This is a genomic window from Clostridium sp. 16K-1-R1 (assembly GCF_023921145.1).
Lineage (GTDB): Bacteria > Bacillota > Clostridia > Clostridiales > Clostridiaceae > Sarcina > Sarcina perfringens.
The window spans coordinates 831,829-858,733 of the sequence record NZ_CP046515.1; the positions used below are offsets into that span (position 1 = coordinate 831,829).

22 protein-coding genes, 1 riboswitch and 1 other annotated feature are annotated in these 26,905 nt (G+C 28.7%); of the genes, 20 read left to right on the forward strand and 2 right to left on the reverse strand.

Annotation, left to right across the window (positions count from 1 at the left end; translation table 11 throughout):
• Positions 1-140: 140 nt before the first annotated feature.
• Together GOM42_RS03615 and GOM42_RS03620 are read left to right on the forward strand one after the other, a co-directional pair.
• Complete coding sequence (locus tag GOM42_RS03615) at positions 141-872, forward strand: hypothetical protein (RefSeq protein WP_078233402.1); 732 nt, start codon at positions 141-143, stop codon at positions 870-872.
• 510 nt (positions 873-1,382) lie between these two features.
• Positions 1,383-2,396 carry a pectate lyase-like adhesive domain-containing protein gene (locus tag GOM42_RS03620; protein ID WP_078233403.1) on the forward strand — a complete coding sequence of 338 codons (1,014 nt, stop codon included), beginning with the start codon at positions 1,383-1,385 and terminating at the stop codon, positions 2,394-2,396.
• A gap of 145 nt (positions 2,397-2,541) precedes the next feature.
• Here the strand turns inward: GOM42_RS03620 and leuS are convergent, their stop codons facing one another.
• On the reverse strand, positions 2,542-4,992 hold the full coding sequence (gene leuS / locus GOM42_RS03625) for a leucine--tRNA ligase (protein ID WP_003457020.1): 2,451 nt from the start codon (positions 4,990-4,992) through the stop codon (positions 2,542-2,544).
• 88 nt (positions 4,993-5,080) lie between these two features.
• Positions 5,081-5,288: a binding site (T-box leader), on the reverse strand.
• Positions 5,289-5,431: 143 nt separating this feature from the next.
• On the opposite strand from leuS, the gene GOM42_RS03630 reads away from it, so the two are divergent.
• The 3 genes from GOM42_RS03630 to GOM42_RS03640 all read left to right on the forward strand — a co-directional run bounded on the left by GOM42_RS03630 (position 5,432) and on the right by GOM42_RS03640 (position 7,402).
• A complete protein-coding gene (locus tag GOM42_RS03630) occupies positions 5,432-5,575 on the forward strand; it encodes a hypothetical protein (protein ID WP_003453032.1) in 144 nt (47 codons plus the stop codon).
• A 349-nt stretch (positions 5,576-5,924) separates the two neighbouring features.
• Positions 5,925-6,104 carry a hypothetical protein gene (locus tag GOM42_RS03635; RefSeq protein ID WP_003457032.1) on the forward strand — a complete coding sequence of 60 codons (180 nt, stop codon included), beginning with the start codon at positions 5,925-5,927 and terminating at the stop codon, positions 6,102-6,104.
• Positions 6,105-6,145: 41 nt separating this feature from the next.
• On the forward strand, positions 6,146-7,402 hold the full coding sequence (locus GOM42_RS03640; protein WP_078233404.1) for a chloride channel protein: 1,257 nt from the start codon (positions 6,146-6,148) through the stop codon (positions 7,400-7,402).
• A 69-nt stretch (positions 7,403-7,471) separates the two neighbouring features.
• On the opposite strand, the gene GOM42_RS03645 is transcribed toward GOM42_RS03640, so the two are convergent.
• Entirely contained in the window at positions 7,472-8,038 is a 567-nt protein-coding gene (locus GOM42_RS03645; RefSeq protein WP_003456967.1) for an NUDIX hydrolase, read from the reverse strand.
• Positions 8,039-8,329: 291 nt separating this feature from the next.
• Between GOM42_RS03645 and GOM42_RS03650 the strand changes: the two genes are divergently transcribed.
• The 15 genes from GOM42_RS03650 to purD all read left to right on the forward strand — a co-directional run bounded on the left by GOM42_RS03650 (position 8,330) and on the right by purD (position 26,818).
• Complete coding sequence (locus GOM42_RS03650) at positions 8,330-8,692, forward strand: hypothetical protein (RefSeq protein ID WP_003456924.1); 363 nt, start codon at positions 8,330-8,332, stop codon at positions 8,690-8,692.
• A 197-nt stretch (positions 8,693-8,889) separates the two neighbouring features.
• Positions 8,890-9,876 carry a biotin--[acetyl-CoA-carboxylase] ligase gene (locus tag GOM42_RS03655; protein ID WP_003468427.1) on the forward strand — a complete coding sequence of 329 codons (987 nt, stop codon included), beginning with the start codon at positions 8,890-8,892 and terminating at the stop codon, positions 9,874-9,876.
• Between the two features lie 155 nt (positions 9,877-10,031).
• Positions 10,032-11,117 carry an NERD domain-containing protein gene (locus GOM42_RS03660; RefSeq protein ID WP_078233405.1) on the forward strand — a complete coding sequence of 362 codons (1,086 nt, stop codon included), beginning with the start codon at positions 10,032-10,034 and terminating at the stop codon, positions 11,115-11,117.
• Between the two features lie 269 nt (positions 11,118-11,386).
• Entirely contained in the window at positions 11,387-12,121 is a 735-nt protein-coding gene (locus GOM42_RS03665) for a DUF4184 family protein (protein WP_003456936.1), read from the forward strand.
• 189 nt (positions 12,122-12,310) lie between these two features.
• Positions 12,311-12,616 (forward strand): hypothetical protein, encoded by a 306-nt coding sequence (locus tag GOM42_RS03670; protein WP_003457108.1) that lies wholly within the window; start codon positions 12,311-12,313, stop codon positions 12,614-12,616.
• A gap of 246 nt (positions 12,617-12,862) precedes the next feature.
• The gene (locus GOM42_RS03675; protein ID WP_003457021.1) at positions 12,863-13,513 is read left to right on the forward strand and encodes an aminotransferase; all 651 of its coding nucleotides are present in this window, start codon (positions 12,863-12,865) and stop codon (positions 13,511-13,513) included.
• Between the two features lie 250 nt (positions 13,514-13,763).
• Positions 13,764-13,868, forward strand: a riboswitch (TPP riboswitch).
• Positions 13,869-14,017: 149 nt separating this feature from the next.
• Positions 14,018-15,328 (forward strand): phosphomethylpyrimidine synthase ThiC, encoded by a 1,311-nt coding sequence (gene thiC / locus GOM42_RS03680; protein WP_003456962.1) that lies wholly within the window; start codon positions 14,018-14,020, stop codon positions 15,326-15,328.
• Positions 15,329-15,565: 237 nt separating this feature from the next.
• Positions 15,566-19,366, forward strand: a complete 3,801-nt coding sequence (locus GOM42_RS03685) for a phosphoribosylformylglycinamidine synthase (RefSeq protein ID WP_003457110.1) — start codon at positions 15,566-15,568, stop codon at positions 19,364-19,366.
• Positions 19,367-19,676: 310 nt separating this feature from the next.
• Entirely contained in the window at positions 19,677-20,156 is a 480-nt protein-coding gene (gene purE, locus GOM42_RS03690; RefSeq protein ID WP_003453078.1) for a 5-(carboxyamino)imidazole ribonucleotide mutase, read from the forward strand.
• Positions 20,156-20,863 (forward strand): phosphoribosylaminoimidazolesuccinocarboxamide synthase, encoded by a 708-nt coding sequence (gene purC / locus GOM42_RS03695; protein WP_003456948.1) that lies wholly within the window; start codon positions 20,156-20,158, stop codon positions 20,861-20,863. The genes purE and purC overlap by 1 nt, the downstream gene beginning before the upstream one ends.
• Before the next feature lie 21 nt (positions 20,864-20,884).
• Positions 20,885-22,330, forward strand: a complete 1,446-nt coding sequence (gene purF / locus GOM42_RS03700; protein ID WP_011009969.1) for an amidophosphoribosyltransferase — start codon at positions 20,885-20,887, stop codon at positions 22,328-22,330.
• A complete protein-coding gene (gene purM / locus GOM42_RS03705; RefSeq protein ID WP_003468449.1) occupies positions 22,331-23,332 on the forward strand; it encodes a phosphoribosylformylglycinamidine cyclo-ligase in 1,002 nt (333 codons plus the stop codon). It begins immediately after the preceding gene.
• Positions 23,320-23,934, forward strand: coding sequence for a phosphoribosylglycinamide formyltransferase (gene purN, locus GOM42_RS03710; protein WP_003468450.1), 615 nt, complete (start codon positions 23,320-23,322; stop codon positions 23,932-23,934). Before purM ends, purN begins: the two co-directional genes overlap by 13 nt.
• 12 nt (positions 23,935-23,946) lie before the next feature.
• Positions 23,947-25,452: a bifunctional phosphoribosylaminoimidazolecarboxamide formyltransferase/IMP cyclohydrolase gene (gene purH, locus GOM42_RS03715; RefSeq protein ID WP_011590302.1), complete on the forward strand. Its 1,506-nt coding sequence runs from the start codon at positions 23,947-23,949 to the stop codon at positions 25,450-25,452.
• A 115-nt stretch (positions 25,453-25,567) separates the two neighbouring features.
• Positions 25,568-26,818 (forward strand): phosphoribosylamine--glycine ligase, encoded by a 1,251-nt coding sequence (gene purD / locus GOM42_RS03720; RefSeq protein WP_011590303.1) that lies wholly within the window; start codon positions 25,568-25,570, stop codon positions 26,816-26,818.
• Positions 26,819-26,905: the final 87 nt, after the last annotated feature.

Sequence of the window (26,905 nt, forward strand, 5' to 3'; positions counted from 1 at the left end):
TAAAATAAAAGAGTTAAATTTGTTTTATATTATTAATGATTTAAATCATAAAACTATATTTATATATATAAAGTGATATTGTGTTAAAATATATATTAATAAAATAAATTGTTTTCTGAGAAGGTTAGAAAGGAAAAAGTATGATACCATATAACATAGATTATTGTGAGGAAAAAATAAAAGAATATAAAGAAAAAATAAAAGAGAGCAAAAAGGGTAACTTTACTATTAAGTATAGTGAAGGAAAAGAATTTGATGGCTATTTATATGAGCATAAGCAGATATTAAAAGAAAGTCCTATAGAACTATATGAAGGAGAAAAGCTTTGGATGAGAATTTCACCACAGGAGATTCAAGGAGCTTTTGAAAGTATAAAGAGAGCAAAGGGTAAGGTAGGGGTTCTAGGCTTAGGATTAGGATACTTTGTTCAGGAAATAGTAAAAAGGGATCAAGTAAGAGAAATAGTTGTCTATGAAATGAGTGAAGAAATAATTGACTTATACTTAGAAAACTTTGGAGAAAATCCTAAGATAAGAATAGTAAAAGGAGATGGGTTTAAAGCTAAGAGAGAAAACTTTGACTTTTTCTATGTGGATATATATGAATATAAATTAACTACTAAAGTTGTTGAAGATTATGTTAAATTAACAAAACTTCATGATATTGTAGAGTATAGCTTTTTTGGAGTGGAATCATTTATATTAAGTTGTCCAACTAGTGAAATAATATGGGTTTATATATTAGAAGAGTGGATGGATATGTCAAAGGACTTATTTACAAGATTTAATCACAGTGAGTATATTGAATATTTTTCACCTATGGAGGAGAATAAGGTGTTAGAGGTACTTAAAGAATTTGGGAAAGTTCTTTAAACTTTATTACTAATTCGTAAAAATAGATATTTTAAATTTATTTTATTTATTAATTGATTTACTAATTAGGTAGAAATTTTAAATTCTTAACTTTAAACTTAGGTTATAATATGATTTATTATTAAATTATTATCTTATATTAATTGTAATAAGGATTTTAATTTATGAAACATGTTATAACCTTTTTGTATTTAAATTTTAACTTTCTCAATTATAATAGAATATATAATTTAGACTAATATAGAAATTTTAGCTTATAGTAGTTATTTTATTTAATTAAGGAAAGAATAATGCTTTGTTTTCCATGATTTGGCAAGGCGTCCTTAAAGGTATAGGGTTTTAAAAACATATAATATACATTAATAAATTATAAGATTTTAGTAGAGTTAAAAAAAATCTATGATATGTCAAAAAAATCTATAATTTATTTTTTGAAAACCTATACAAAAAATGATATAATTAGTTCATAATAGAAATATAAGAAAAATAATAAGAAGAGGTGAGTTTAGTATGGCACATAAAAAGGTGGCAAAAATAATAGCAACTGCTATAGTAGTAAATAACCTCTCCAGTAGCGTAGTTTTAGGCAAAGAAGTAAATTTAATAGAGAAAAACAAAGATAATTCAGTTATAAATCAAAGTATAAGTCATAGTAAAAGATATAATAATATTTTTAGAATAGAAAAAACAGTAGGGGATACAGAAGAATTCTTAAAAATAATAAATGATGGGAACTTAGAAGAGATAAAATTATCAAGGGACATTGACCTTAGCAATTTAATTTCTAGTGGAGTAGATATTAAGAGTTCAAATGTTGTAATAGATGGTCAAGGATATAGTATCTATGTTCCTAAATTAGCTGAAAATCTTAATAGAGATTTTTTTACACTACAGGGAGATGGAATTGTGCTAAAAAATTTAAATATAGTATGTAAGGATGATGATGAAACTTTAAATAATAAGAATAACCTTATTACTGTATCAGGAGATGACATAACTTTAGAAAATGTTTTCATAGAGTCTAACTTTAATAGAGCAGTAAACATTTTAGAGGGAAATAATATTCATATTAATGATTGTAAAATAGTAAATAATCAAGAAAAGGGTAATGGATTAAAGGTTGAAAATGGAGTAGTAACCTTAAATAATCTTGATTTACAAAATAAATCTGGAGTTGGACTTGACATTTTAGGAAAAGATTCAAAGGTTTATTTAAAAGGAGATATAAAAATAAATTCTCCAATTGAAATAAGGGGGCAATTTAGAGATGGTGGAATTTTAAATTGTGATAATAATCAGTTAATCCACGAAAAAAGAGTCTTTGGATATACTTATTATAATGTTGCAAAGGAAACAGAGTTAGTTAGAAATAAAGATGAGTTTTTAGAAGCAATAGATAATAATATAGTTAAAAATATAAAATTAATGGACAATATTGATTTAAGAGGACATGAATCAGAATATTATAAAGTTTTTGAAAAAGAAATAAAGGTTGATAAAAATAATTATCATATAACAATGTAAAGTTTAAAGGTATCTAAACGGAGTCAAATCTCAGCGTTTAGATACCTTTTATAGTATAATATATAATTTGTTATTTAAAAGTGTTAATTATTAAGATTAGTATTAACTTTTAATCAATTAAAAAATTTGCAACGTTAATATTATATTACTTAACAACTATATTTACAAGTCTACCTTTTATAACTATTACTTTTACAACTGTTTTTCCTTCTGTTGAAGCTATGATTTTCTCATCAGCTAAAGCAGCGGCTTTTATTCCTTCTTCATCTAAATCAGAAGAAACCATTATTTTGTTTTTGATTTTTCCGTTAACTTGTATAGCTATTTCAACTTCGTCTTTAACTAAAGCTTTAGGGTCAAATTTTGGCCATGCTTCATTGAAGATTGAGTATGAATTTCCAAGTAAGCTCCATTGTTCTTCACTGAAGTGAGGTGCAAATGGTGCTAATAATCTTAAATAATCAGAAACTACATCTTTTAAGAAATCAAGATTCATTTCTTTCTCTTGAGTATATTTAGATAAAGCATTTATGAATTCCATCATTCTAGCTATTGCTGTATTAAATTGAAGTTTATCTGTATCATCTGTAACAGATTTTATAGTATTGTGTCTCCAATAGTTAAGCTCTTTTTCAGCCTTATCCATTGTAGTTTTATTATTTTCACCTTTTGAGATTGCTTCTCTAGCAGTATCTATAATTCTTTCAATTCTTTCAACGAATCTATTTACAGATTTGATTCCATCATCACTCCAAGCTCCACCTTCAGTGTAAGCAAAACCAAACATTAGGTACATTCTAAATACATCTGCACCATATTCTTTTATATAATCATCAGGAGATATTGTATTTCCTTTTGATTTACTCATTTTTAATCCGTCTGGTCCTAAGATTAATCCTTGGTGAGTTAATGAAGTAAATGGTTCATCAAAGTTTAGGTATCCCATATCTCTTAGGGCTTTAGTTATGAATCTTGCGTAAAGAAGATGCATACAAGCATGTTCAGGTCCACCAACGTATTTATCAACTGGTAACATTTTGTTGATTAATTCAGGATTAAATGGAGCCTCAGTATTTTTATTATCAGGATATCTTAAGTAATACCATGATGAACATACGAAAGTATCTAAAGTATCAGTTTCTCTCTTAGCTGGTTTTCCACAGTGAGGGCAAGTTGTATTAACAAATGCTTCGCTCTTAGCTAGTGGAGATTTTCCATCTGGAGCAAATTCAACATCATATGGTAATTCAACTGGTAATTGACTTTCAGGTACAGGAACTATACCACATTCTTCACAGTAAACTACAGGAATTGGAGCTCCCCAGTATCTTTGTCTTGAAACTAACCAGTCTCTTAATCTAAAGTTAACTTTCTTTTCTCCAAGACCCATTGAAGCTAGTTTTTCAACTATTTTTTCTTTAGCTTCATCTGTAGTTAATCCATCAAATTCACCTGAGTTAACTAATATACCGTGCTCGCAGAATGGAAGGTTAGTTTCACTACCATCTTTAGCTTCTATAACTCTATTTATTGGAAGGTTGAATTTTTCAGCAAAAGCAAAATCTCTTTCATCATGAGCAGGAACAGCCATAACAGCTCCAGTTCCGTAAGTTGCTAGAACGTAGTCTCCAACCCATATAGGAACTTCTTTACCTGTTAATGGATGAATAGCATATGCACCAGTGAATACACCCGTTTTTTCTCTTGAAATAGATTGTCTTTCTATATCAGATTGTTTTTTAGCTTCTTCTTTATAATTTTCAACAGCTTCTTTTTGTTCAGCTGAAACTATTTCGTCTACTAATGGATTTTCAGGAGCTAAAACAACATAGCTAACTCCGCATAAAGTATCAACTCTTGTTGTGAATACATCAAAGTTTAAATCGCTATCTTTAACTTTAAAGTTAACTTGAGAACCAGTTGATCTTCCTATCCAGTGTTTTTGCATAGAAACTGTTTTTTCTGGCCAATCTAAATCATCTAATTTATCTAATAATTCATCAGCATAATCAGTTATTTTAAAGAACCATTGAGTAAGATCTTTTTTAGTAACTTCTGTTGAACATCTTTCACAAGCTCCATCAACTACTTGCTCATTAGCAAGAACTGTTTGACATGATGGACACCAGTTTACAGGAGCTTTTTTTCTATAAGCTAATCCTTTTTCGTATAATTTTAGGAATAGCCATTGAGTCCATTTATAATATTCAGGTGAGCAAGTTACAACTTCGTTTTCCCAGTTAAACATAGCTCCCATAGCTTTTAATTGTTCTTCCATTTTAGCTATATTTTTTATTGTAGAATCTTGAGGATGTATTCCTGTTTTTATAGCAAAGTTTTCAGCAGGTAAACCGAAAGCATCAAATCCCATTGGTTGGAATACATTATATCCTTGCATTCTTTTAAATCTAGCCCATGAATCAACTGGTCCATAGTTAAACCAGTGACCTGCATGTAATTGGCTACCTGAAGGGTATGAAAACATTTCTAAAACGTAAAGTTTCTCTCCTTCTTTATTTGGATCAAATTTATAAAGGCCTGATTCAGCCCATTTTTCTTGCCATTTCTTATCTATGGCAGTACTATAGTTACCCATTAACTAATCCTCCTCTAAGTCTATATAATTAATATTATTTGCTAGAATCAAATAAAAACAAATAAAAAAACCTTCCATCTCTTAAAATTTAAGAGACGAAAGGATATTCGCGGTACCACTCTTATTAGGAAAATTTCTTTTCCTCACTCGATTTTATAACGGGTTTTTCCCGTATGTGCTTTTTTTCACACATATGCTCATAGGCAAGTTCATATTTTCATACCATTGTGTCACAGCAAACCACAACTCTCTTTAGGCTATGAGGTAATATTACTACTCCTAATCAAAGCTTTTAATGATTCAGTTTTTATATATTATATATCAAAAGTTTAAAATAAGTCAATTAAAGTTTCTAATAAATACCTAGGATGAAAAAAATATAATTACAAAAAATAAGGTTGAACAAGTTTCAATAAAAAATAGAAAGAGGTAATTAGTCATGGGAAAAAAATTAAAATCAGCAACAAATAATCAATGGGTATCAACAACTGTAGATCCTAACATGGTTCCTGCAAAAGACAGACAGCCTAAAACTGCAGGAGATAATCAATGGACATCAACTTCTAAAAATCCAATGAAATAGTAAAAATATGGGCTTAGTTTAGAAAATTATTTTTCTAAATTAAGTCCATATTTTATTAATACAATGATTAAAAATTAACTTTTAATAAGTAATTAAAATTTAAAAGGAAAAATTAAATTAGGATTTTTACAGGGGTAGGGGATGCTAAGTAGATTATTAGGAGGACTATTTGTTGCATGAATTTTGAGTTTATTTAACTTTGACAAGATGGTTATAAATTCTATATATGAAGTTTGTGATATAGAAACATCAAAAGATTTTTATTATGTTATTTTTGCTTTAATAGGATTAATAAGTTATCTTTTAAAATATTGATATTTTTACATTGGTGAGATATGGGAGGGATTAAGTGTTAGGTGGATTATTATGGGGTCTATTAATTGCTTGGATATTAAGTATATTTAATTTTAATTATATGTTTATAAATGCGGTATATGAACTTTTGAGATTAAAAATATCAACTGATGTGGATTATGTGGTATTTGCATTATTGGGATTAATATATGGTATTATAAATAAGGATACTTAAATATTACAAAACAAAGGATTAGTTAAGGAGAAACTTTAGGAATGAAAAAATATTTTAGTTTAGGAATTTTAATTCTTTATGGAATAGTTCTAGGTGGGATAGTAGGAGCTGTTAGTTGGCTCTTTTTGTATGTTGTTAGTTCAGGAATACATTTTATGTGGAATGAACTACCAGGAAAGTTTAATTTACCATACTGGACAATATTAGTATGTAGTATTGGTGGAATTTTAGTAGGATTATGTCAAAAATATTTAGGGGAATATCCAAAACTTATGCCAGAAGTTATGGCAGAATTTAAAGAAACTAAGAGAGTAGATTACAAAAATGTTCCAAAGGCTTGTGTATCTGCTTTAATTACACTATTTTTTGGAGCTAGTTTAGGACCTGAAGCTGCTCTTGTTAATATTATAGGCGGACTTTCTACTTTAGTTGGAGATTTTTTAAAGTGGATTGTTAAGGATAAAGAGTTAGAAAAGTATGATAGTTTAGTAACAGAATTTAGTATGGAAGCTACGATAGGACTTATATTTCATGCACCATTAATAGGATTAACTCCATTGATAGAAGATGATGATTCAAGTGTAAGAAAGAATATTAAAACAATAGTTTATTCAATAACAACGGCTGCTGGATTTGGTGTTTTAATATTATTATCACAAATTGACAATAGACCATCTTTTATAGTTCATTTTGGAAGTTTTAATCTCGGAATGAGTGAAATAATATCAATAATTCCACTAATAATTTGTGGAATTTTAATGGCATTACTATATGGTGGGTATGGGAAAATTCTACATAAGATTTTTTTACCTTTAAAAAATTATAAAATAATAAGGGCATTAATTGGAGGCATAATTTTGGGAATAGTGGGAACATGGTTACCATATACACTATTTTCAGGAGAGCATGAAGTAAAAGTGTTAGTTAAAGAATGGAGTAGTTTATCAATAGGAATTCTTATATTAATTAGTTTGGTGAAATTATTCTTAACAGAGGTGTGCCTATCTACTGGATGGAGAGGTGGACATATATTCCCAGTAGTATTTTCAGGAGTTTCAATGGGATATGCTCTTTCAGCAATATTCTCAATTGATCCAGTTGTCACAGTTACTATAGTTACAACCGCATTTACAAGTTCAGTTTTAAGGAATGCTGTAGTTACTTTACTTTTATTAGTTTTATTTTTCCCAAGCTCCTTAATATGGATTATGTTAATAGCTGCATTTTTATCAGCTTATGTCTTAAAAAGATGGGATTCAAGAGGAAATAAAGAAGAGAGTGTTAAAAAAGTTATCTAAATTTTATAATAAATATTAAATTTAAAGGCTATGTTTTAATTAAAACATAGCTTAAATTTTTTTATTTCTTTAAAATTTACTTTGAGTTTTTAGCTTATTTATTAGCTTTTCATATATTGGAATCATATGAGGTTCACTGCAATATTTACTTATTTCATTAAAAGGAATCCACATAACACCACTATTTTCATCCTCTTTAAGCATAAGAGTTTCATCTTCTGAGCATTCTATTAAATAAGTAAGATTTAAATGAAGATGGGATGAAACATATTTTCCTCTTTTTATGTGGCCATTTACTGTTAACACATCTAATGCAAAAGCTTTATCTAAAAGAGGAGTAGGATTTTTAACTCCAGTTTCTTCTTTTAATTCTTTTATTGCAACTTTTAGTTGATCTTTTTCATTATCTGAATGACCACCAGTCCATGCCCAAGAATTATATATGTTATGATGAATCATTAAAAATTTATTTCTTTCTTTATTTACAGCAAAGGCTGAGCTAGTTAAATGAGCAATTGTATTATCTCTTGTTAAAATATCATGAAAATCATTTAAGCATCTTAAAAATAGTTCTTTATCCCTTTCTTCCTGTTCGTTAAAAGGAATATAATTTTTTATATCTTCAATATAATTCACCTTAAACACCACCTAAGTTTTTTTATTTAAATTATACATGAAAATAAAAAAATAAGCTTAAATAATAAAGAGTAAATTTCTTATTGTTAAGAAAAATTTAAATGAAAATTGGAAAATTATTTTCTTTTTTCTTTTTGTAGGATATAATCATATTACTGAGAATAAATATTTATTATTTTTAGTACTTTATCAATTAGAATCCAAAATTTTTTATATAAATAAAAAAACCACACAAACACTATAATTAATTATCTTTAAAGAACTAATGAAAGAGTTAAGGAGATGATTTAAATGGAAAAAGACATAAAAATTAATGAGGGTTTAATTTCAACTTGTAATGATGATTATTTAAATGCTGTGTCTTTAGTAAAAGAAAAATTAAATATATACTTAGAGGAACCTAAAGTGTTTTCAAATGAATATGTTTTAGGAACACCAGGGTTTAAAGACAATTTAAGAGATAATTTAAAGAGAGCATTGGCAATAATTTTTGATTTTGTTGCAGTTTATAAAAAATACGAAGTAAATGAAAACATAAAAAACATCTTAGAAAAGGCTAGAAATATTTATGCTATCTTAGAAGAAGCACAAGGAAATATTAATGAGGATGTTTTAAAATCATTAAAAGAAATTAGAGCAATAGAATTTAAATAATTTTTATGGAAAGGTTAGTAACATTAAAAGTTGCTAGCCTTTTTTTATATAGAAAATTATTTTGAGATTTATATTGTAGACTTAAATATTAAAAAAGGTTGTCAATAATAGGCATAAAAAATATAATCAAGGAGAGTATTAATTAAAGAAAAGTAATTTTAATATGAATAATAGAAATAAATTAGGGGGCTAGTTAAATGTCGGTTAAAGAGTCAGTACTTAAGATTCTAGAAGAAAATAGGGAGAGAAGTATATCAGGAGAAGAATTGGCTAAACATTTATCAGTTTCTAGGGCAGCTATATGGAAGGCTATAAAATCCTTAAGGGGAGAGGGCTACAATATTTCTGCTGTTACCAATAGAGGATATCAATTAACAAAGGATAATGACTTAATATCAGCAGAGGGAATAAAAATATTTTTAAATCCTAAATACCGTGAAAACTATATAAGGGTGTATAAAACTATAGATTCAACTAATCAAGAAGCTAAGAAGCTTTTAATGGATAATGATATACCACATGGAACCATATTAATTGCAGAGGAACAAACAGCAGGTAGGGGGAGATTTCAAAGAAAGTTCTTTTCACCTTCTAACAAAGGGATATATATGAGTGTTATTTTAAGACCTAACATAGAACTTTCAAAGGCCATACATATAACAACCTCAGCAGCCATATCTGTTTGTAGGGCAATAGAAACATTAACTAAAAAAAGACCTAAAATAAAGTGGGTTAATGATATATTTTTAGATGATAAAAAAATTTGCGGCATATTAACAGAGGCAACAGGAAACTTTGAGAGTGGAAGAGTTGAGAATGTTGTTGTTGGAATTGGGGTAAATTTTAAAACTGATTCAAAGGATTTCCCTGAAGATATAAAAAATATTGCAGGATCAATATTTGGAGGAGAAAAGCCAACTATTACTAGAAATCAGTTAGTTGCTGAGATTTTAAATGAACTTTTTGAATTATGTGAAAATCTAGAGGATAAAAGCATAATGACAGAGTATAGAATTTTATCTTTAGTATTAGGAAAAGAAGTAAGTTTTTTAAAGAACAATAAGCTGAATAAAGGATTGGCTATTGATATTACTGATGAGGGAGCTTTAGTTGTTAAGTATGAAAATGGTGAAATAGAATACTTAAATTCAGGTGAAGTATCAGTAAAAACATTAAATAAGTAATTTTTAATAATTAAGGAAGAGTGTTAGAAGCAATTATTTTTAAATGTTTCTAACACTTTTTAATTTTATGATTTTAGCTTAAAAATACAGTGTTAACAAAAAGTTACAAAATATGCTACAATATGAATGAAATGTTAATAGGAGGTAGTATATAAATGTTAAAAGAAATTATTTTCGGAATTTCTTCTATAAAGGGCCCTACATGGCTTAAAGAATTCAATGAGAATAATAAACAATTAGAAGATTTAAAAATTCTTAGTGGAAAAGTTTATAGTGAGAAAAAGAAATTAATAGATAGAGATATTATGTACTTAACTTATGGTATTGAGGGAGAAAAAAATGTTAGTTATGAAATAAAAAATTCCTATATACCAATGTTAGCTTTACATGATATTAGGATAGAGGATGGGGAATCAGTTGCCCAAATGGATTATATTCTAATAACTAAAAGTTTTATTTTAGTCTTAGAAACTAAGGCCTTAAGTGGAGATATAACTGTAAATGAGTCAGGAGAATTTATAAGATATTTTAAAAATAAAGAAGGAAAAGTTTATAGAAAAGAAGGAATATATAGTCCAGTAGCTCAAAATGAAAGACATGTTAGAGTATTAACTGATTATTTAAAGAAAAATAAAATGATAAAAAAATACCCTATATATTCTTGTGTAGTAATTGCAAACTCTAAAAGTGTAATAAATAAGTATAAAGCACCAAAGGAAATAAAATCACAAATTATAAAATATGATCAATTAACATCTTTTATAAAAGAGAAATTAAACTATCATAAGATAAAGCAAGATTTTAAGGTTTTAGATAAAGTAGAATATTCAATAGGTAAATTTTTATTAGAAAATAATAAACCTATAGAGTTTGATTATTATAAAAAATACTCCTTAAGTGAAGAGGATTTTATAAAAAAAGAGTCAGAAGTGTACAGTGAAGAAAAATCAAACAATGATAATTTTAATGATGAGGTTTTATTTAATAGAGATAATAAATCTTATGAAGGTAAAATATTAAGTAATAAAAATAAAGAAGAACTGAGGAGAAAACTTAAACAATTAAGAATAAATTTTGCAATAAAAGAAAAACTTCCTCCTTATTGCATTTTTAATGATGAGACTCTAAATGATCTTTTAGATAAAATGCCAAAGAATAAAGAAGAGCTTATGAAAGTTAAGGGATTGGCTAAGGTGAAGGTCAATAAATATGGGGAAGAAATATTAGGAGTTTTAAATTAAAATGGAATTTTTAAAGAAGCATGAGTTATGGTTATTAATAATTAATGTTATTTTGTTTCTTGCAATAACTTCAGTACAGTCTCAAATAAATAAAATAATATTTTTTATAATATTTCTTTTGAATAATATTCTTATTTATTTAGTACAAAAAAATAATTCAAATAAATAGGTTTCATGTTAATGGGTTAAAAGAAAAATTTTAGTCGTTTTTACTTAGTCTTTTATATGTTATAATTGGATAATATTCAATATAATAAGGGGGAGTAAGTATGCCTTTTACCCTAGCGCATCCAGCAGCTGTGGTTTTTTTAAAGAATAAAAAGTTTAATTTTACAGCTTTAATTTTAGGGAGTATGGCTCCAGATTTTATATATTTTCTTAATTTTAGACCTTATGGAAATTTAGGACACCAAATATTAGGCTTTTTTATATTAAATTTGCCTTTATGTATTTTATTAGCGTATATTTTTCATAACTTTATAAAATCTCCACTTATAAGTCATTTGCCGAGACCTTTAGATAACTGGTATGGTTACTTAAGAACAGAACAATTTGGCTTGCATTCATGGAAAGAAGTAATTGTTTTCATATATTCGGCTTTATTAGGAATGATTACCCATGTTTTGTGGGATGGATTTACTCATAAAACTGGATTCTTTGTGCGTCATATCACTTGGCTTAGACAAAAAATTATACTATTTGGTGGAGAAGAAATTTATATATATAAGTTAGTTCAACATACAAGTACTGTTATTGGAATAATTATAGTGTTATTTTTCTTATATAAACTTAGGGATAGTAATACTAGAATTTTGTGGGGACATAAAAGTTTTAAGGATAAGTTTATATATGATTTAATAGTTATAATAACTGCAATAATAGTTTTAGTTTTAAGTTACATAATATTTAAATACTTAAGTATTCCTTATGGGATTGGAAATTTTGTAGTTTCAAGTATAAATGGAATTTTTATTGGAATTTTAATTGCTTCCTTTAAAAAATAATTTGTAAAAAGATATATTTTTATTAGTTTATTCTTTAGGTTTAGACTAAAAATAAGGAATAGTATTATCTCCATAGATTAGGTGGATTTAAAGTCTAAATGATATATTAATTTTAATTGTAAAGTTCACTTACTATTCTTTAAAATGGTATAATATAGCTATTAAGGATGAATTGAAAGGGAAGAAACTATGGATAGAATGCTTTTATTACAAAATATATTGGAAGCATTAGTGTTTGTTATATCAACAATTCTATTTGCTGTTTTATATGGATTAATTGATAAAAAAATAAGGTTAACTGATAAAATGTTTGGAGCTTTTAAAATAGAGCCTAAGTGGGAATGGATTATCCACATAGTTATAGCTTTAATTTTAATTGTGTTAGTTCATTATTTTGGAGTTTATATATTTAAGATATGGAACTTAGCAACTGTATTTATAACAGGTGCTATTGCTGGAATTTGTATATATAACATGAATAGAAATAATTTTTAAAAATAATTTTAAATAAGTAAAAAGTAACAGGTTAGAGAGATTAAACCTGTTATTTTTTTATAGAAAATTAAGTTTTTCTATAAAAAAATTCTTAATAAAAGTAATAAGTTGTAAATGTAAGAATAAAGAAAATATATTAACAAAATGTTAATAATACAACTTTCAATTAAGAATATGGATGATTTACACATTTGTTAATAGGGGGATTTTAAAATATAATTTTTACTAAAGATGGAGGTGAATTTTATGGCGGGAGAACAAAGAGTGAGAGATGTATATATTCAATATGATAAAAATGGAGAAACACCTAAATATGAAACACCATTAGCCGCAGGAGCAGACCTTTTTGCAGCAGAGGATATGGTTATAAGACCTTTTGAAAAGGTTGCAATTCCACTAGGGTTAAAGTTTGCAATTCCTGATAATATGGAGCTTCAAATTAGGGCTAGAAGTGGACTTTCTTTAAGAACAAACTTAAAAATTTCAAACTCAATAGGAACTATTGATGCTGATTCAGTTAGTGATATATCAGTAATTTTAGAAAATAATTATAATATAGCCAATCTTCCTTATGAGATAGCTAATGATATAAGTATATTAGATGATTTAAAAAATAATTATACTGAAGTAAGATTAAGCGACTATTTAGAATCTAAAGGACATGATATAAGTTCTTATGAGGATGAAGGAAAAAAAGCTTATAAAAAGTTATTAAAAACATATATTTATTTAGATAAGAACGGAAATCCATATGGAACTATATACATAAAAAAAGGAAATAGAATTGCTCAGATGGTTTTAGCAAAATATTATAAAGCTAATTTTATAAAAACAGATGATGTTTCTAAACTTAAAAGTGTAAATAGAGGCGGTGGATTTGGTCATACAGGCTTTTAAAATTCCATTGTTTTGTAGAGAAAACTTAAATTATAATATATAAATCGGAATAGTTAGGAAAGTTTTAGAATGAGATAGGAACTTATTCTAAAGCTTTTTTAATTTCTACTTATATTTTACTTGGTTTTAATTTAGTATATTTTTTATATTTAGCTTAAATAATTATTAAGTATATTATTACTTATTTTTATAAATTTACTTGAAATTGAAAAAAATTGATAGTATAATTTAAAAAAAGTGAATATTTAATCGTAAGTGCTAGGGGTGCATTTTATATGCTGAGAGGATAATATCTATCTAACCCTTAAAACCTGATGTAGTTAGTACTACCGTAGGGAAGCATAAACTGTTGTTTATTTATATTTATACTTTAAAAAGTTATAAATGTATCTATATAAGTGTTTATTAAGCTTGCCTTATGGCAAGCTTTTATTTTTTATAAAAAAATAGGATCCTATATTAATTTAACTGCGCAGTTAAAAAATTAAAATAAGGAGAACTAATATGAATTATACAACTCAAATGGATGCTGCTAAAAAAGGAATAATAACAAAGGAAATGCAAGTAGTTTCAGAAAAAGAAGGAATTAATATTGAAACTTTAATGAATTTAATGGCTGAAGGAAAAATTGTAATACCAGCTAATAAAAATCATAAAAGTATAAGTGCAGAAGGTGTTGGACAAGGGTTAAGAACTAAAATAAATGTTAACCTAGGAATTTCAAAGGACTGTGCCAATATAGAATTAGAGTTAGAAAAAGTTAAAAAAGCAATAGATATGAATGCAGAATCTATAATGGATTTAAGTAATTATGGTAAAACTTATGATTTTAGAAAAAGACTTGTAGAAGTTTCTACGGCTATGATAGGAACTGTACCAATGTATGATGTAGTAGGTTTCTATGATAAAGAGCTTAAAGATATAACTGTTGATGAATTTTTTGAAGTTGTAGAAAAACATGCAAAGGATGGAGTTGACTTTGTTACTATACATGCTGGATTAAATAGAGAAACAATTGAAACTTTTAGAAGAAATAAAAGACTTACTAATATAGTTTCTAGAGGAGGATCTCTTCTTTTTGCATGGATGGAATTAAATAATAGAGAAAATCCTTTCTATGAATATTTTGATAGATTATTAGATATATGTGAAAAGTATGATTTAACTTTAAGTTTAGGGGATGCTTGTAGACCAGGTTCAATAGCTGATGCAACTGATGCTGTACAAATCAAAGAATTAATTACTCTTGGAGAGCTAACAAAAAGAGCTTGGGAAAGAAATGTACAAGTAATAATAGAGGGTCCAGGGCATATGGCAATGAATGAAATAGAAGCTAATGTTTTATTAGAGAAAAAATTATGCCATGGAGCACCATTTTATGTTTTAGGACCAATAGTAACTGATATTGCACCAGGATATGATCATATAACAAGTGCTATAGGAGGGGCTATGGCAGCTTCTTATGGAGCAGATTTTCTTTGTTATGTAACACCAGCAGAACATTTAAGACTTCCTAATTTAGAGGATGTAAGGGAAGGAATAGTTGCCACAAAGATAGCGGCTCATGCAGCTGACATAGCAAAAGGAATTTCTGGGGCAAGGGACATAGATAATAAAATGAGTGATGCTAGGAAAAGACTAGATTGGGACGAGATGTTTTCTTTAGCTATAGATAGTGAAAAAGCCATTAGATATAGAAAAGAATCTACTCCTGAACATAAAGATAGTTGTACAATGTGTGGAAAAATGTGCTCTATAAGAAATATGAATAAGATTCTAGAAGGAAAGGATATAAATCTTTTAAGAGAAGACTAAAAATATTAGAGATATATTAAAAAATATTATTCGAGACTTTTAATATATCTCTATTTTTATTCTTAAATACGAACTTTAATTAATAAAAACAATATAAATACGTCTAAAATCATCTAAAAAACGAATTTTTAAATAATTTTAAATATTGACAATACGTATTTAAGGTGGTAATGTTTAATTAACGAATGATTAATTTTTAATCATTAATAATGTTCGTGTTTTGAATGGGGGATTAAAATGTCTGGTATTAGAATGGTATTTGTAGAAAAAAAAGCTGGTTTTAATGTAGAAAGTCAGATATTACTTAAGGATTTTAAAGATAATTTAGGGATTGAAGCTTTGGAGGATGTAAGAGTTTTAAATAAATACATATTAGGAGATATGGAAGAAGAACAGTATGTAAGAACTGTAAATACTATTTTGTCAGAAGCTCCAGTAGATAGAGTATATGAGGAAAATTTTGAAATAGGACAAGATGAAATAGCTTTTGGTGTTGAATATTTACCAGGACAGTATGATCAAAGAGCTGATTCAGCTTCAGAGTGTATAATGCTTCTTACTGAGGAGGAAAAAGTTCCTGTTAAATCATCAAAAGTACTTATTTTAAAAGGGAATTTAAATCAGGAAGAGATAAATAAAATAAAATCTTATTACATTAATCCTGTTGATTCAAGGGAAGTTAGTCCACTTTCAAAAGTCTTAGAAGAAAACTTAGAGGAACCTAATGAGGTTGAGATTTTAAATGGCTTTTTAGGTTTAAATGAAGAGGGACTTAAAAATTTCCATAGAGAAAAATCTTTAGCTATGAGTTTAGAAGATTTAAAACTAATAAGAGATTATTTTAAATCAGAGGATAGAAATCCAACAATAACTGAGATTAAGGTTATTGATACTTATTGGTCAGATCATTGTAGACACACAACTTTTGAAACAATAATAAAAGATGTTTATATAGAAGAGGGCAAGTATTCTGAACCTATTAAAAAGGCTTATGAAGATTATAAAAATTCAAGAGCCTATGTTTATGGGGAGAACTTAAATAATAAAGAAGTTAAGTTAATGGATTTAGCCACAATAGCCATGAAGGAGCTAAGAAAAAGAGGAAAACTTGATGATTTAGATGTTTCAGAAGAAATAAATGCTTGTTCTATAAATATAGAAATAGAAACAGATAAGGGAACTGAAGAATATCTTTTAATGTTTAAAAATGAGACACACAATCACCCAACAGAAATAGAGCCTTTTGGAGGAGCAGCCACTTGTTTAGGGGGAGCTATTAGGGATCCCCTTTCAGGAAGAAGTTATGTTTATCAAGCTATGAGGGTTACAGGATCAGCAGATCCAACAGTTGAAATTTGTGAAACTTTAAAGGGCAAATTACCTCAAAGAAAAATAACTTTAGGAGCTGCTCATGGATATAGCTCATATGGAAATCAAATAGGCCTTGCAACTGGACAAGTATCAGAAATTTATCATCCAAATTATGCGGCTAAGAGAATGGAAGTAGGTGCAGTTATAGCTGCCACGCCAAAGGAAAATGTAATAAGACTTGAACCTTCAAAGGGAGATATTGTAATACTTCTTGGAGGAAGAACTGGAAGAGATGGTATTGGTGGGGCTACAGGTTCTTCAAAGGAACACACAGAAGAATCAATAAATCAATGTGGAGCAGAAGTTCAAAAAGGAAATGCTCCAACAGAGAGAAAAATTCAGAGACTTTTTAGAAATAAAGAAGTAGCTCAAATGATAAAAAGATGTAATGACTTTGGAGCTGGTGGAGTATCAGTAGCAATTGGAGAATTATGCAGAGGAATTGATATAGATTTAAATAAAGTTCCTAAAAAATATGAGGGATTAGATGGAACTGAACTTGCCATATCAGAATCTCAAGAAAGAATGGCTGTTGTTATTTCCTCTGAAAATGCAGATAGATTTATAAAACTTTCAGAAGAAGAGAATTTAGAAGCTACAATTGTGGCTGAAGTTACAGATACTGATAGGTTAAGAATGAATTGGAAGGATAAAACTATAGTTGATATAAAGAGAAGTTTCTTAGATACAAATGGGGCAAAACAAGAAATTTCTTTAAAAGTAAAATCACCAAGTGTTTATCCATATGAAGTTAAAAACTTTGACGTTAAAGAGGAATGGCTAAAATCTTTAAGAAATTTAAATGTTTGTAGTCAAAAAGGATTAATTGAGAGATTTGATTCAACTATAGGTGGAGGAACAGTTCTTATGCCTTTAGGAGGGAAGTATCAATTAACACCAGCAGAGGGTATGGCTGCTAAAATTCCTGTCTTAGGAGGAGAAAGTAAAGATGCTTCTTTAATGACATATGGATTTAATCCTTATTTAGGAGTATGGAGTCCATTCCACATGGCATTTTATTCAGTTATTGAATCAGTAACTAAAATAGCTGCTATGGGAGGAGATTATAAAAAAGTTAGATTAACTTTCCAAGAATATTTTGAAAAATTATTAAGAGATGAAGAAAAATGGGGCAAGCCTTTTGCAGCATTACTAGGAGCTTATAAGGCACAAATGGATTTAGGATTACCTGCAATAGGTGGAAAAGATTCAATGTCAGGAAGTTTTGGAGAGTTAAATGTTCCACCAACTTTAGTTTCCTTTGCAGTAGGTCTTGAAAAGGCTTCAAGAATTATTTCACCTGAGTTTAAAAATATAGGATCAACTTTAGTTCTTATGAAAGGTGAGAAATTAGAAGATGGAACTTTAGAAATGGAAGGATTTAAAAATAACTTAGAAAAACTTTATGAGTTAATAGGAGAAGAAAAGGTGGTTTCAGCATACTCTCTTAAGTTTGGTGGGGTATCAGAGGGAATTACTAAGATGTCACTAGGAAATAGAATTGGGGCAATATTAAATAATATTTCTAAAGAAGAACTTTTTGGATTTAATTATGGAAGTTTAATATTAGAGGTTAAAGAAGGGGTTAACCTTGAGGATGAGTTTAAGGGAACTAATTATAAGGTTATAGGAAGCACAATAAAAGATGGGGTTATAAAATGTGAAGAATATGATTTTGAGGTTTCTTTAGAGGAATTAGAAAAAGCTTATGAAGAAAAGCTTGAGTATGTATTTAAATCTAAAACTGAAGATAAAGAAGAGTGCGTTTCAGACTTAATAAATAATGATAAAGACGGGGCTAATATTTTAGATAATGGACAAATGCATATAGAAGAAAAACTTAAATCAAAGATAACAAGGGTAGAAAAACCAAGAGTAGTTATACCAGTATTCCCAGGAACTAACTGTGAGTATGATTGTAGAAGGGCCTTTGAAAAAGAAGGTGCTGAGGTAAGTGAAGTTATAATTAGAAATTTAAATAAGGAAGCCTTAATTGATTCAATAAATATGCTTAAAAAAGAAATTGACAAATCTCAAATAATTATGTTGCCAGGGGGGTTCTCAGCAGGAGATGAGCCAGATGGATCAGCTAAATTTATAGCAACAATATTTAGAAATCCTAAGATAAAAGATTCAGTTATGAAGCTTTTAAATGAGAGAGATGGATTAATACTTGGAATTTGTAATGGCTTCCAAGCCTTAATTAAGTTAGGACTTCTTCCATACGGAAAAATAATTGATATTGAAGAAGATATGGCAACCTTAACTTATAACAATATAAATAGACATATGTCATCCATAGTTAGAACTAAAATTACATCTAAGAAATCTCCTTGGTTTAATGAGGTTTCTCTTGGAGAGGTACACAGTATTCCAATATCACATGGAGAAGGAAGATTTGTTGCACCAGAAGCTTTAATAAAAGAGTTAGTAGAAAATGATCAAATAGCTACTCAGTATGTAGACTTAGAAGGAAATATGGCTATGAATATGCCATATAATCCTAATGGTTCATCTTTAGCAATAGAAGGAATAATAAGTAGAGATGGAAGAATCCTAGGTAAGATGGGTCATTCAGAGAGAATTGGAGACAATCTTTATAAAAACATACCAGGAGAATTTGATCAAAAACTATTTAAATCAGGTGTAGATTATTTTAGAAAATAAGTTTATAAGTTTTAAATTATTTCTTAGATAGAACTAAAGGACTAGCTTAATTAAGAGATTACGGTTTTATATTATATATTATCTCTAACTTTTTAAGAAGATTATAAATTTCTATCTTAAAAATTTCATAAAGCATATATTTCATAATACAGGTATAACCAGTTAAGAAATTAAATTTTCACTTGAGTTTTAAGCTTTATATTCATATGTGATGATATAGCTGTATAGCTTTAAAAAATTAAGTTAGGTCTTTAGGGTTATCTAGAAAATAAGTATTATTAAAACTTTAAAATATAGGGAGGAAATTTTAATGAAGGTAGCAATATTTTTTGGAAGTAAATCAGATATAGATGTTATGAAGGGAGCAGGAAATGCTCTTAAAGAGTTTGGAATTCCTTATAATGCTTATATTTTATCAGCTCATAGGGTTCCAGAAAAACTTATTGAAACTTTAGAAAAAATTGAGAAAGAAGGCTGTGAAGTAATTATAGCAGGAGCAGGATTAGCTGCTCATCTTCCTGGAGTTATAGCTTCTCATACTATACTTCCTGTAATAGGAGTTCCAGTGAGAGCAGCAGTAGAGGGAATGGATGCATTACTATCAATAGTTCAGATGCCAAAATCAATTCCTGTAGCCACTGTTGGAATAAATAATAGTTATAATGCAGGAATGTTAGCAGTCCAAATGCTTTCATTAAAATATCCAGAACTAAGAGAAAAATTAATTCAATTTAGAATCGACATGAAACATAAATTTATAGCAGAAAATGGAGAAGGAGTGGAATTATAATGGTAAATCAACTAGAAATGTTATATGAGGGAAAAGCTAAAAAAATATATGCAACAGATAAAGAGGATATGGTAATTGTTCATTATAAGGATGATGCTACAGCTTTCAATGGAGAAAAAAAAGCTCAAATAGAAAGCAAGGGAGTATTAAACAACGAAATTACTAGTCTTATTTTTGAGATGTTAAATAAAGAAGGAATAAAAACTCACTTTGTAGAGAAGTTAAATGATAGAGATCAATTATGTAAGAAAGTTGAAATAGTTCCTTTAGAAGTAATAGTTAGAAATGTGGCAGCAGGAAGTATGGCTAAGAGATTAGGTCTTGAAGAAGGATATGAATTAAAAACTACAGTTTTTGAATTATCATACAAGGATGATTCTTTAGGAGATCCGCTTATAAATGACTATCATGCTGTAGGAATTGGAGCTACAACTTTTGAAGAATTAAATAAAATTTATGAAATAACTGCTAAAGTAAATGAAATTTTAAAAGAAGCTTTCAAAAAACAAAATATCAACTTAATAGATTTTAAATTAGAGTTTGGAAGATATAATGGAGAGATATTATTAGCTGATGAAATTTCACCAGATACTTGTAGATTTTGGGATGCTACAACAGGAGAAAAAATGGACAAAGACAGATTTAGAAGAGATATGGGTAATGTAATCAATGGCTATAGAGAGGTTTTAAATAGACTAAGAAATTAGGTAGTAAGAGGAGTAGAAAATATGGTGAAGCCAAATTTTGATATTATGGATCCACAAAATGATAAATTCAAAGATGAATGCGGAGTTTTTGGAGTTTTCGCAAATAAACCAATAGATGTTGCTTCTATAAATTATTATGGACTTTATGCTCTTCAACATAGAGGACAAGAAAGTGCTGGCATTGCAGTAGCAAATGGAGAAGATATAAAAGTTCATAAGGGGTTAGGTGTTTTAACAGAAGCCTTTGAAGCTGAAGATTTAAAGAGACTTAGAGAATTTAATGGTTATATATCAATAGGACATGTTAGATATTCTACAGCAGGAGCTAAAACTGTTGAAAATGCACAACCTTTAGTTAGTAATACTAAACTTGGTCCTATATCTACTGCTCATAATGGTAATTTAGTTAATGCAGATGTAATAAGAAGTCTTTTAGAGGATGGGGGACAAGTTTTCCATACTAGTGTTGATTCTGAAGTAATTACAAGCTTAGTTGCTAGAGGAGCTAAAAAAGGGATTGAGAGGGCTGTAATTGATGCTATATCAGCAGTTAAAGGTTCTTTCGCTATGGTAATAATGACTAAGGATAAGCTAATAGGTATAAGAGATCCGCATGGAATTAGACCTTTATGCTTAGGAAAATTTGAAGAAGGATATATATTAACTTCAGAAAGTTGTGCTTTAGACACAATTGGAGCAGAGTTTGTGAGAGATATAAAACCAGGAGAAATCGTGGTTATAGATAATGATGGGATTAAAAGTTATAGATATTCAGAAAATACTGTTTGTCAAACCTGTGCCTTTGAATATATATACTTTGCAAGACCAGATTCAGTAATTGATGGTTTAGATGTTCAAACGACAAGAGTTAAGCAAGGAGAAATATTATTTAAAGAATATCCAATAGATGCTGATATTGTGGTAGCTGTACCAGATTCAGGAATACCAGCTGCTATGGGATATGCTAAGGCTTCAGGAATTCCTTATGAGGTTGGATTTGTGAAAAATAGATATATAGGAAGAACATTTATATCACCATCACAAGAAATTAGGGAGAGAGCTGTAGCTGTAAAGCTTAATCCTTTAAAAGTTAATGTAAATGGAAAGAGAGTTATTTTAATAGACGATTCTATTGTTAGAGGAACAACTTCCAAACATTTAATTGAATCTTTAAGAAGAGCTGGTGCTAAGGAAGTTCATTTTCTAGTTGCATCACCAATGGTTAAATATCCATGTTATTTTGGCATTGATACACCATACAGAAGTCAGTTAATTGGAGCAAGTAGAAGTGTAGAAGAGATTAGAGAAATGATAGGTTGTGATTCTCTAGGATATTTAAGTTTAGAAGGAATGTACGAAAGTTTTGAAGGTAGAAGAAATTTCTGCGTAGGATGCTTTAGTGGGGTTTATCCAGTTGCAGCGCCTATGGAAGCTTTAGAGGATAATCTTGAAAGGGTGGAGAATTAAATGCTAACTTACAAAGAAGCAGGAGTAAATATTGAAGAAGGATATAGATCAGTAAAATTAATAAAAGAATATGCAAAAAAAACAATGAGTGAATATGTATTAAACGGATTAGGATCTTTTGCTGGCATGGTTGAACTTCCAGAGGGATATAAAAAACCAGTTTTAGTTTCTGGAACAGATGGAGTGGGAACAAAACTTGATATTGCTTGTAAAAAAAGAAAGTTTGATACTGTTGGAATTGACTGCGTTGCAATGTGTGTTAATGATATTTTATGTCATGGTGCTAAACCATTATTCTTCTTAGATTATATAGCTTGTGGAAAACTTGAAGCTGAGGTTTCTTCTGATTTAGTAAAGGGAGTGGCTGAAGGATGTATTGAGTCTCAGTGCTCTTTAATTGGAGGAGAAACTGCTGAAATGCCAGGTATGTATAAAGAAGGAGATTATGATATTGCTGGTTTTGCAGTAGGAATAGTAGACAAGGATAAAATAATAAATGGTAAAGATATAAAGAGTGGTGACAAGCTTATAGGAATTGCTTCTTCAGGAGTTCATTCAAATGGATATTCTCTTATAAGAAAGGTGTTTAAAAACTTAGATGAAGATTTTAATGGAAAAGCTATTTGGGAAGAATTATTAACTCCTACAAAGATTTATGTTAAACCTGTATTAAGTCTTTTAGAAAAATTTAATATTAAGGGTATGGCTCATGTAACTGGGGGAGGATTTTATGAAAATCTTCCAAGAATGTTAAGTAAAGAAGGACTTAGTATAGTAATAAATAAAAATAGCTATGAGATTCCAGAAATATTTAAAAAGCTTATGGAACTTGGAGTTAAAGAAGAGGAAATGTATAATACTTTCAACATGGGTATAGGGTTTGTTTTATGTGTTGAGGAAGATGAGGTTGAGGAAGTTTTAAAAGAACTTTCAAAGCAAGGAGAAAAAGCTTTTGAGATTGGGTATATAAATGCTGGAGGTGAAGGAGTTTGTATAAAATAGCTGTATTAGCTTCTGGCAGTGGATCTAACCTTCAATCAATTTTAGATAATATAGACAATGGAAATATAAATGGAGAAGTTTCCTTAGTTATTGGAAGTAAGGAGGGTATTTTTGCCTTAGAAAGGGCTGAAAAACAGGGTATAAAAACATCAGTTGTTTCTAAAAAAGAGTTTGAAGATAAAACTTCAGATGAAATCTTAAGACTTGCTAAGGAAAATAATATTGATTTAATTGTACTAGCAGGCTATCTTTCAATATTAAAAGGAAAACTTTTAGAAGAGTATGGAAATAGGATAATTAATATCCATCCATCTCTTATTCCTTCTTTCTGTGGAAATAAAATGTATGGAATAAATGTACATAAGGCAGCTATAGAAAAGGGTGTGAAATTTTCTGGGTGTACAGTTCACTTTGTTAATGATGAGGTTGATGGAGGAGCTATTATTGCACAAGAAATAGTTGAAGTTAATTTTGAAGATACTCCAGAAAGTCTTCAAAAAAAGGTTTTAGAGAAGGAGCATATATTGCTACCTAGAATTGTTAAGTACTTATGCGAAGAAAAAATAGAAATTCATAATGGAAAAGTGAAAATATTAAACTAGGGAGGTCTTTTAATGAAAAAGAGAGCTTTAATAAGTGTTTTTGATAAAGATGGAGTTTTAGAACTTGCAAAATTTTTAAGAGATAGAGATGTAGAAATAATATCAAGTGGTGGAACTTATAAATATTTAAAAGAAAATAACATAGAGGTTAAAGAGATAAGTGAAATAACTGACTTCCCAGAAATGTTAGATGGAAGAGTAAAAACTCTACATCCTTTAGTTCATGCTGGAATATTAGCAATAAGAGATAATAAAGAGCATATGAAAACTTTAGAAGAGAGAGAAATAAATACTATAGATTATGTAGTTGTAAATTTATATCCTTTCTTTGAAAAAGTTAGAGAGAATTTAAGCTTTGAAGAAAAGGTTGAATTTATTGATATAGGTGGACCAACAATGTTAAGAGCAGCAGCTAAGAATTTTAAAGATGTGGTAGTTCTTTCAGATAAAAAAGATTATGAAAAAGTAATGAATGAAATTAAAGAAAATAATTGTGTTTCATTTAAATTAAGAAAAACTCTTGCAGGAAAAGTATTTAACTTAATGAGTGCTTATGATGCTGCAATTTCTAACTTCTTACTAGAGGGAGAAGAGGAATATCCAGAATATCTATCAGTTTCATATAAGAAAATTCAAGATCTTAGATATGGAGAAAATCCACATCAAGGAGCTGCTTATTATAGTTCAACAGAATTTGATGGAGCTATGAATAGCTTTGAAATTTTAAATGGAAAAGCTTTATCTTACAATAATATAAAGGATTTAGATATAGCATGGAAGGTTGCTTGTGAATTTGAAGAAACAGCTTGTTGTGCATTAAAACATAATACACCTTGTGGGGTAGCTGTAGGAGAAAATTCTAAAGAGGTTTATTTAAAGGCTTATGATGCTGATCCAGTTTCAATATTTGGTGGAATAGTTGCTATAAATAGAAAGATAGATAAGGCTACAGCAGAAGAAATGGTTAAAATTTTCTTAGAGGTGGTAGCAGCACCGGATTTTGATGAAGATGCTTTAGAAGTATTAAGAACTAAAAAGAATTTAAGAGTTATAAAATGTAAGAATACTCCTCAGGCTAAAAATTACATGGTAACAGTAGATGGTGGAATATTAGTTCAAGGAGAAGATAATAAACTTGCTAATGAGTATAAAGTTGTAACTGAAAAAGAGCCAACAGAAATGGAATTAAGAGATATGATCTTTGGAATGAAGGTTGTGAAATATGTAAAATCTAATGCTATAGTAGTTGTAAAAGATGGAGTTGCCACTGGTATTGGTGGAGGACAAGTTAATAGAATTTGGGCTACTAAAGAAGCTTTAGAAAGAGGAAAAGGTGGAGCAGTATTAGCATCAGATGCTTTCTTCCCATTTAGAGACTGTGTTGACGAAGCGGCTAAAAATGGAATAAAAGCAATAATTCAACCAGGTGGATCTATTAGAGATGAGGAGTCTATAGAGGCTTGTAATGAACATGGAATAAGCATGGTATTTACAGGAGTTAGACATTTTAAACATTAGAAATAAATAGATTTTAGGAGGTGAATTAGGTCATATAGTTAATTTGAATTTTAAATAGTTAATTATATAAGTTAAAACTATTTAAACTAAGTTTAATTTATATGACCTTTTATATATGAAGATACTTTTAGTTGGATCTGGTGGAAGAGAGCATGCTTTAGCATGGAAATTAGGAAAAAGTTCTAAAGTAGAAAAAATTTATGTGGCTCCAGGAAATGGAGGAACAGCTAATGAAAATAAATGTGAAAATATAGAGCTTACTAAGATTTGTGATTTATTAAAATTTGCTAAAAATAATAATATTGATTTAACTATTGTAGGACCAGAAGAGCCACTTATTAATGGTATAGTTGATGCTTTTAAAGGGGAAGGATTAAAAATATTTGGGCCTGATAAAGCTGGAGCTATGCTTGAAGGTAGTAAAAGTTTTTCTAAGGATTTTATGAAAAAGTATGGTGTTAAGACAGCTGATTACGAAGTTTTCTATGATTATGAAGAAGCTAAAATTTATTTAGAAAATTGCAAATATCCAAGGGTCATAAAGGCTGATGGATTGGCTGCTGGTAAAGGTGTTGTAATATGTGAAAATAAAAATCAAGCAATAGAAACACTAGATTTATTTATGATAGATGATGTATTTAATGGAGCAGGAAAGAAAATAGTAGTAGAAGAATTTTTGCAAGGGATTGAGGCATCAATACTTTCAGTTACAGATGGAAAAGTAATATTACCATTTTTATCTGCTAAGGATCACAAACAAATATTTGATGGAAATAAGGGTAAGAATACAGGAGGAATGGGAGTTATTTCTCCTAATAAATATGTTACTGAAGAGGTTTTAGCTGATTTTTATGAAAATATATTAGAGAAAACTTTAATAGGTATAAGAGAAGAAGGTTTTGACTTTAAAGGAGTTATTTTCTTTGGAATAATGATAACAGAAGAAGGGGCTAAACTTTTAGAATATAATGTTAGGATGGGAGATCCAGAAACACAAAGTGTTTTATCTTTAATGGAAAGTGATTTAGTAGACATAATACTAAATGCACTAGATGAAAAATTAAATGAAACAACTATTAAATGGAATGAAGGATATTGCGTTAATGTTGTTTTATCATCAAAGGGATATCCAGAGGCTTATGAAAAAGGTTATGAAATAAGTATAGATGAAAGTCTTAAGGGAGAATACTTTATAGCTGGAGCAAAAAAAGAAGGAGATACCTTAGTAACCAGTGGAGGAAGAGTACTTTCTGTAGTAGGTAAAGGAAAAACTTTAGAAGAAGCTAAAGAAAATGCATATAAAAATATAGAAAAAGTTAATTTTGAGGGAATGTATTTTAGAAAAGACATAGGTACTGCTAAATAGCCATTAGAAATTAGCAAATTTGAATATATTTATAATCATAAGTTATATATTTAGTATTTAATATTTTTAGATAGAATTTAAACAATA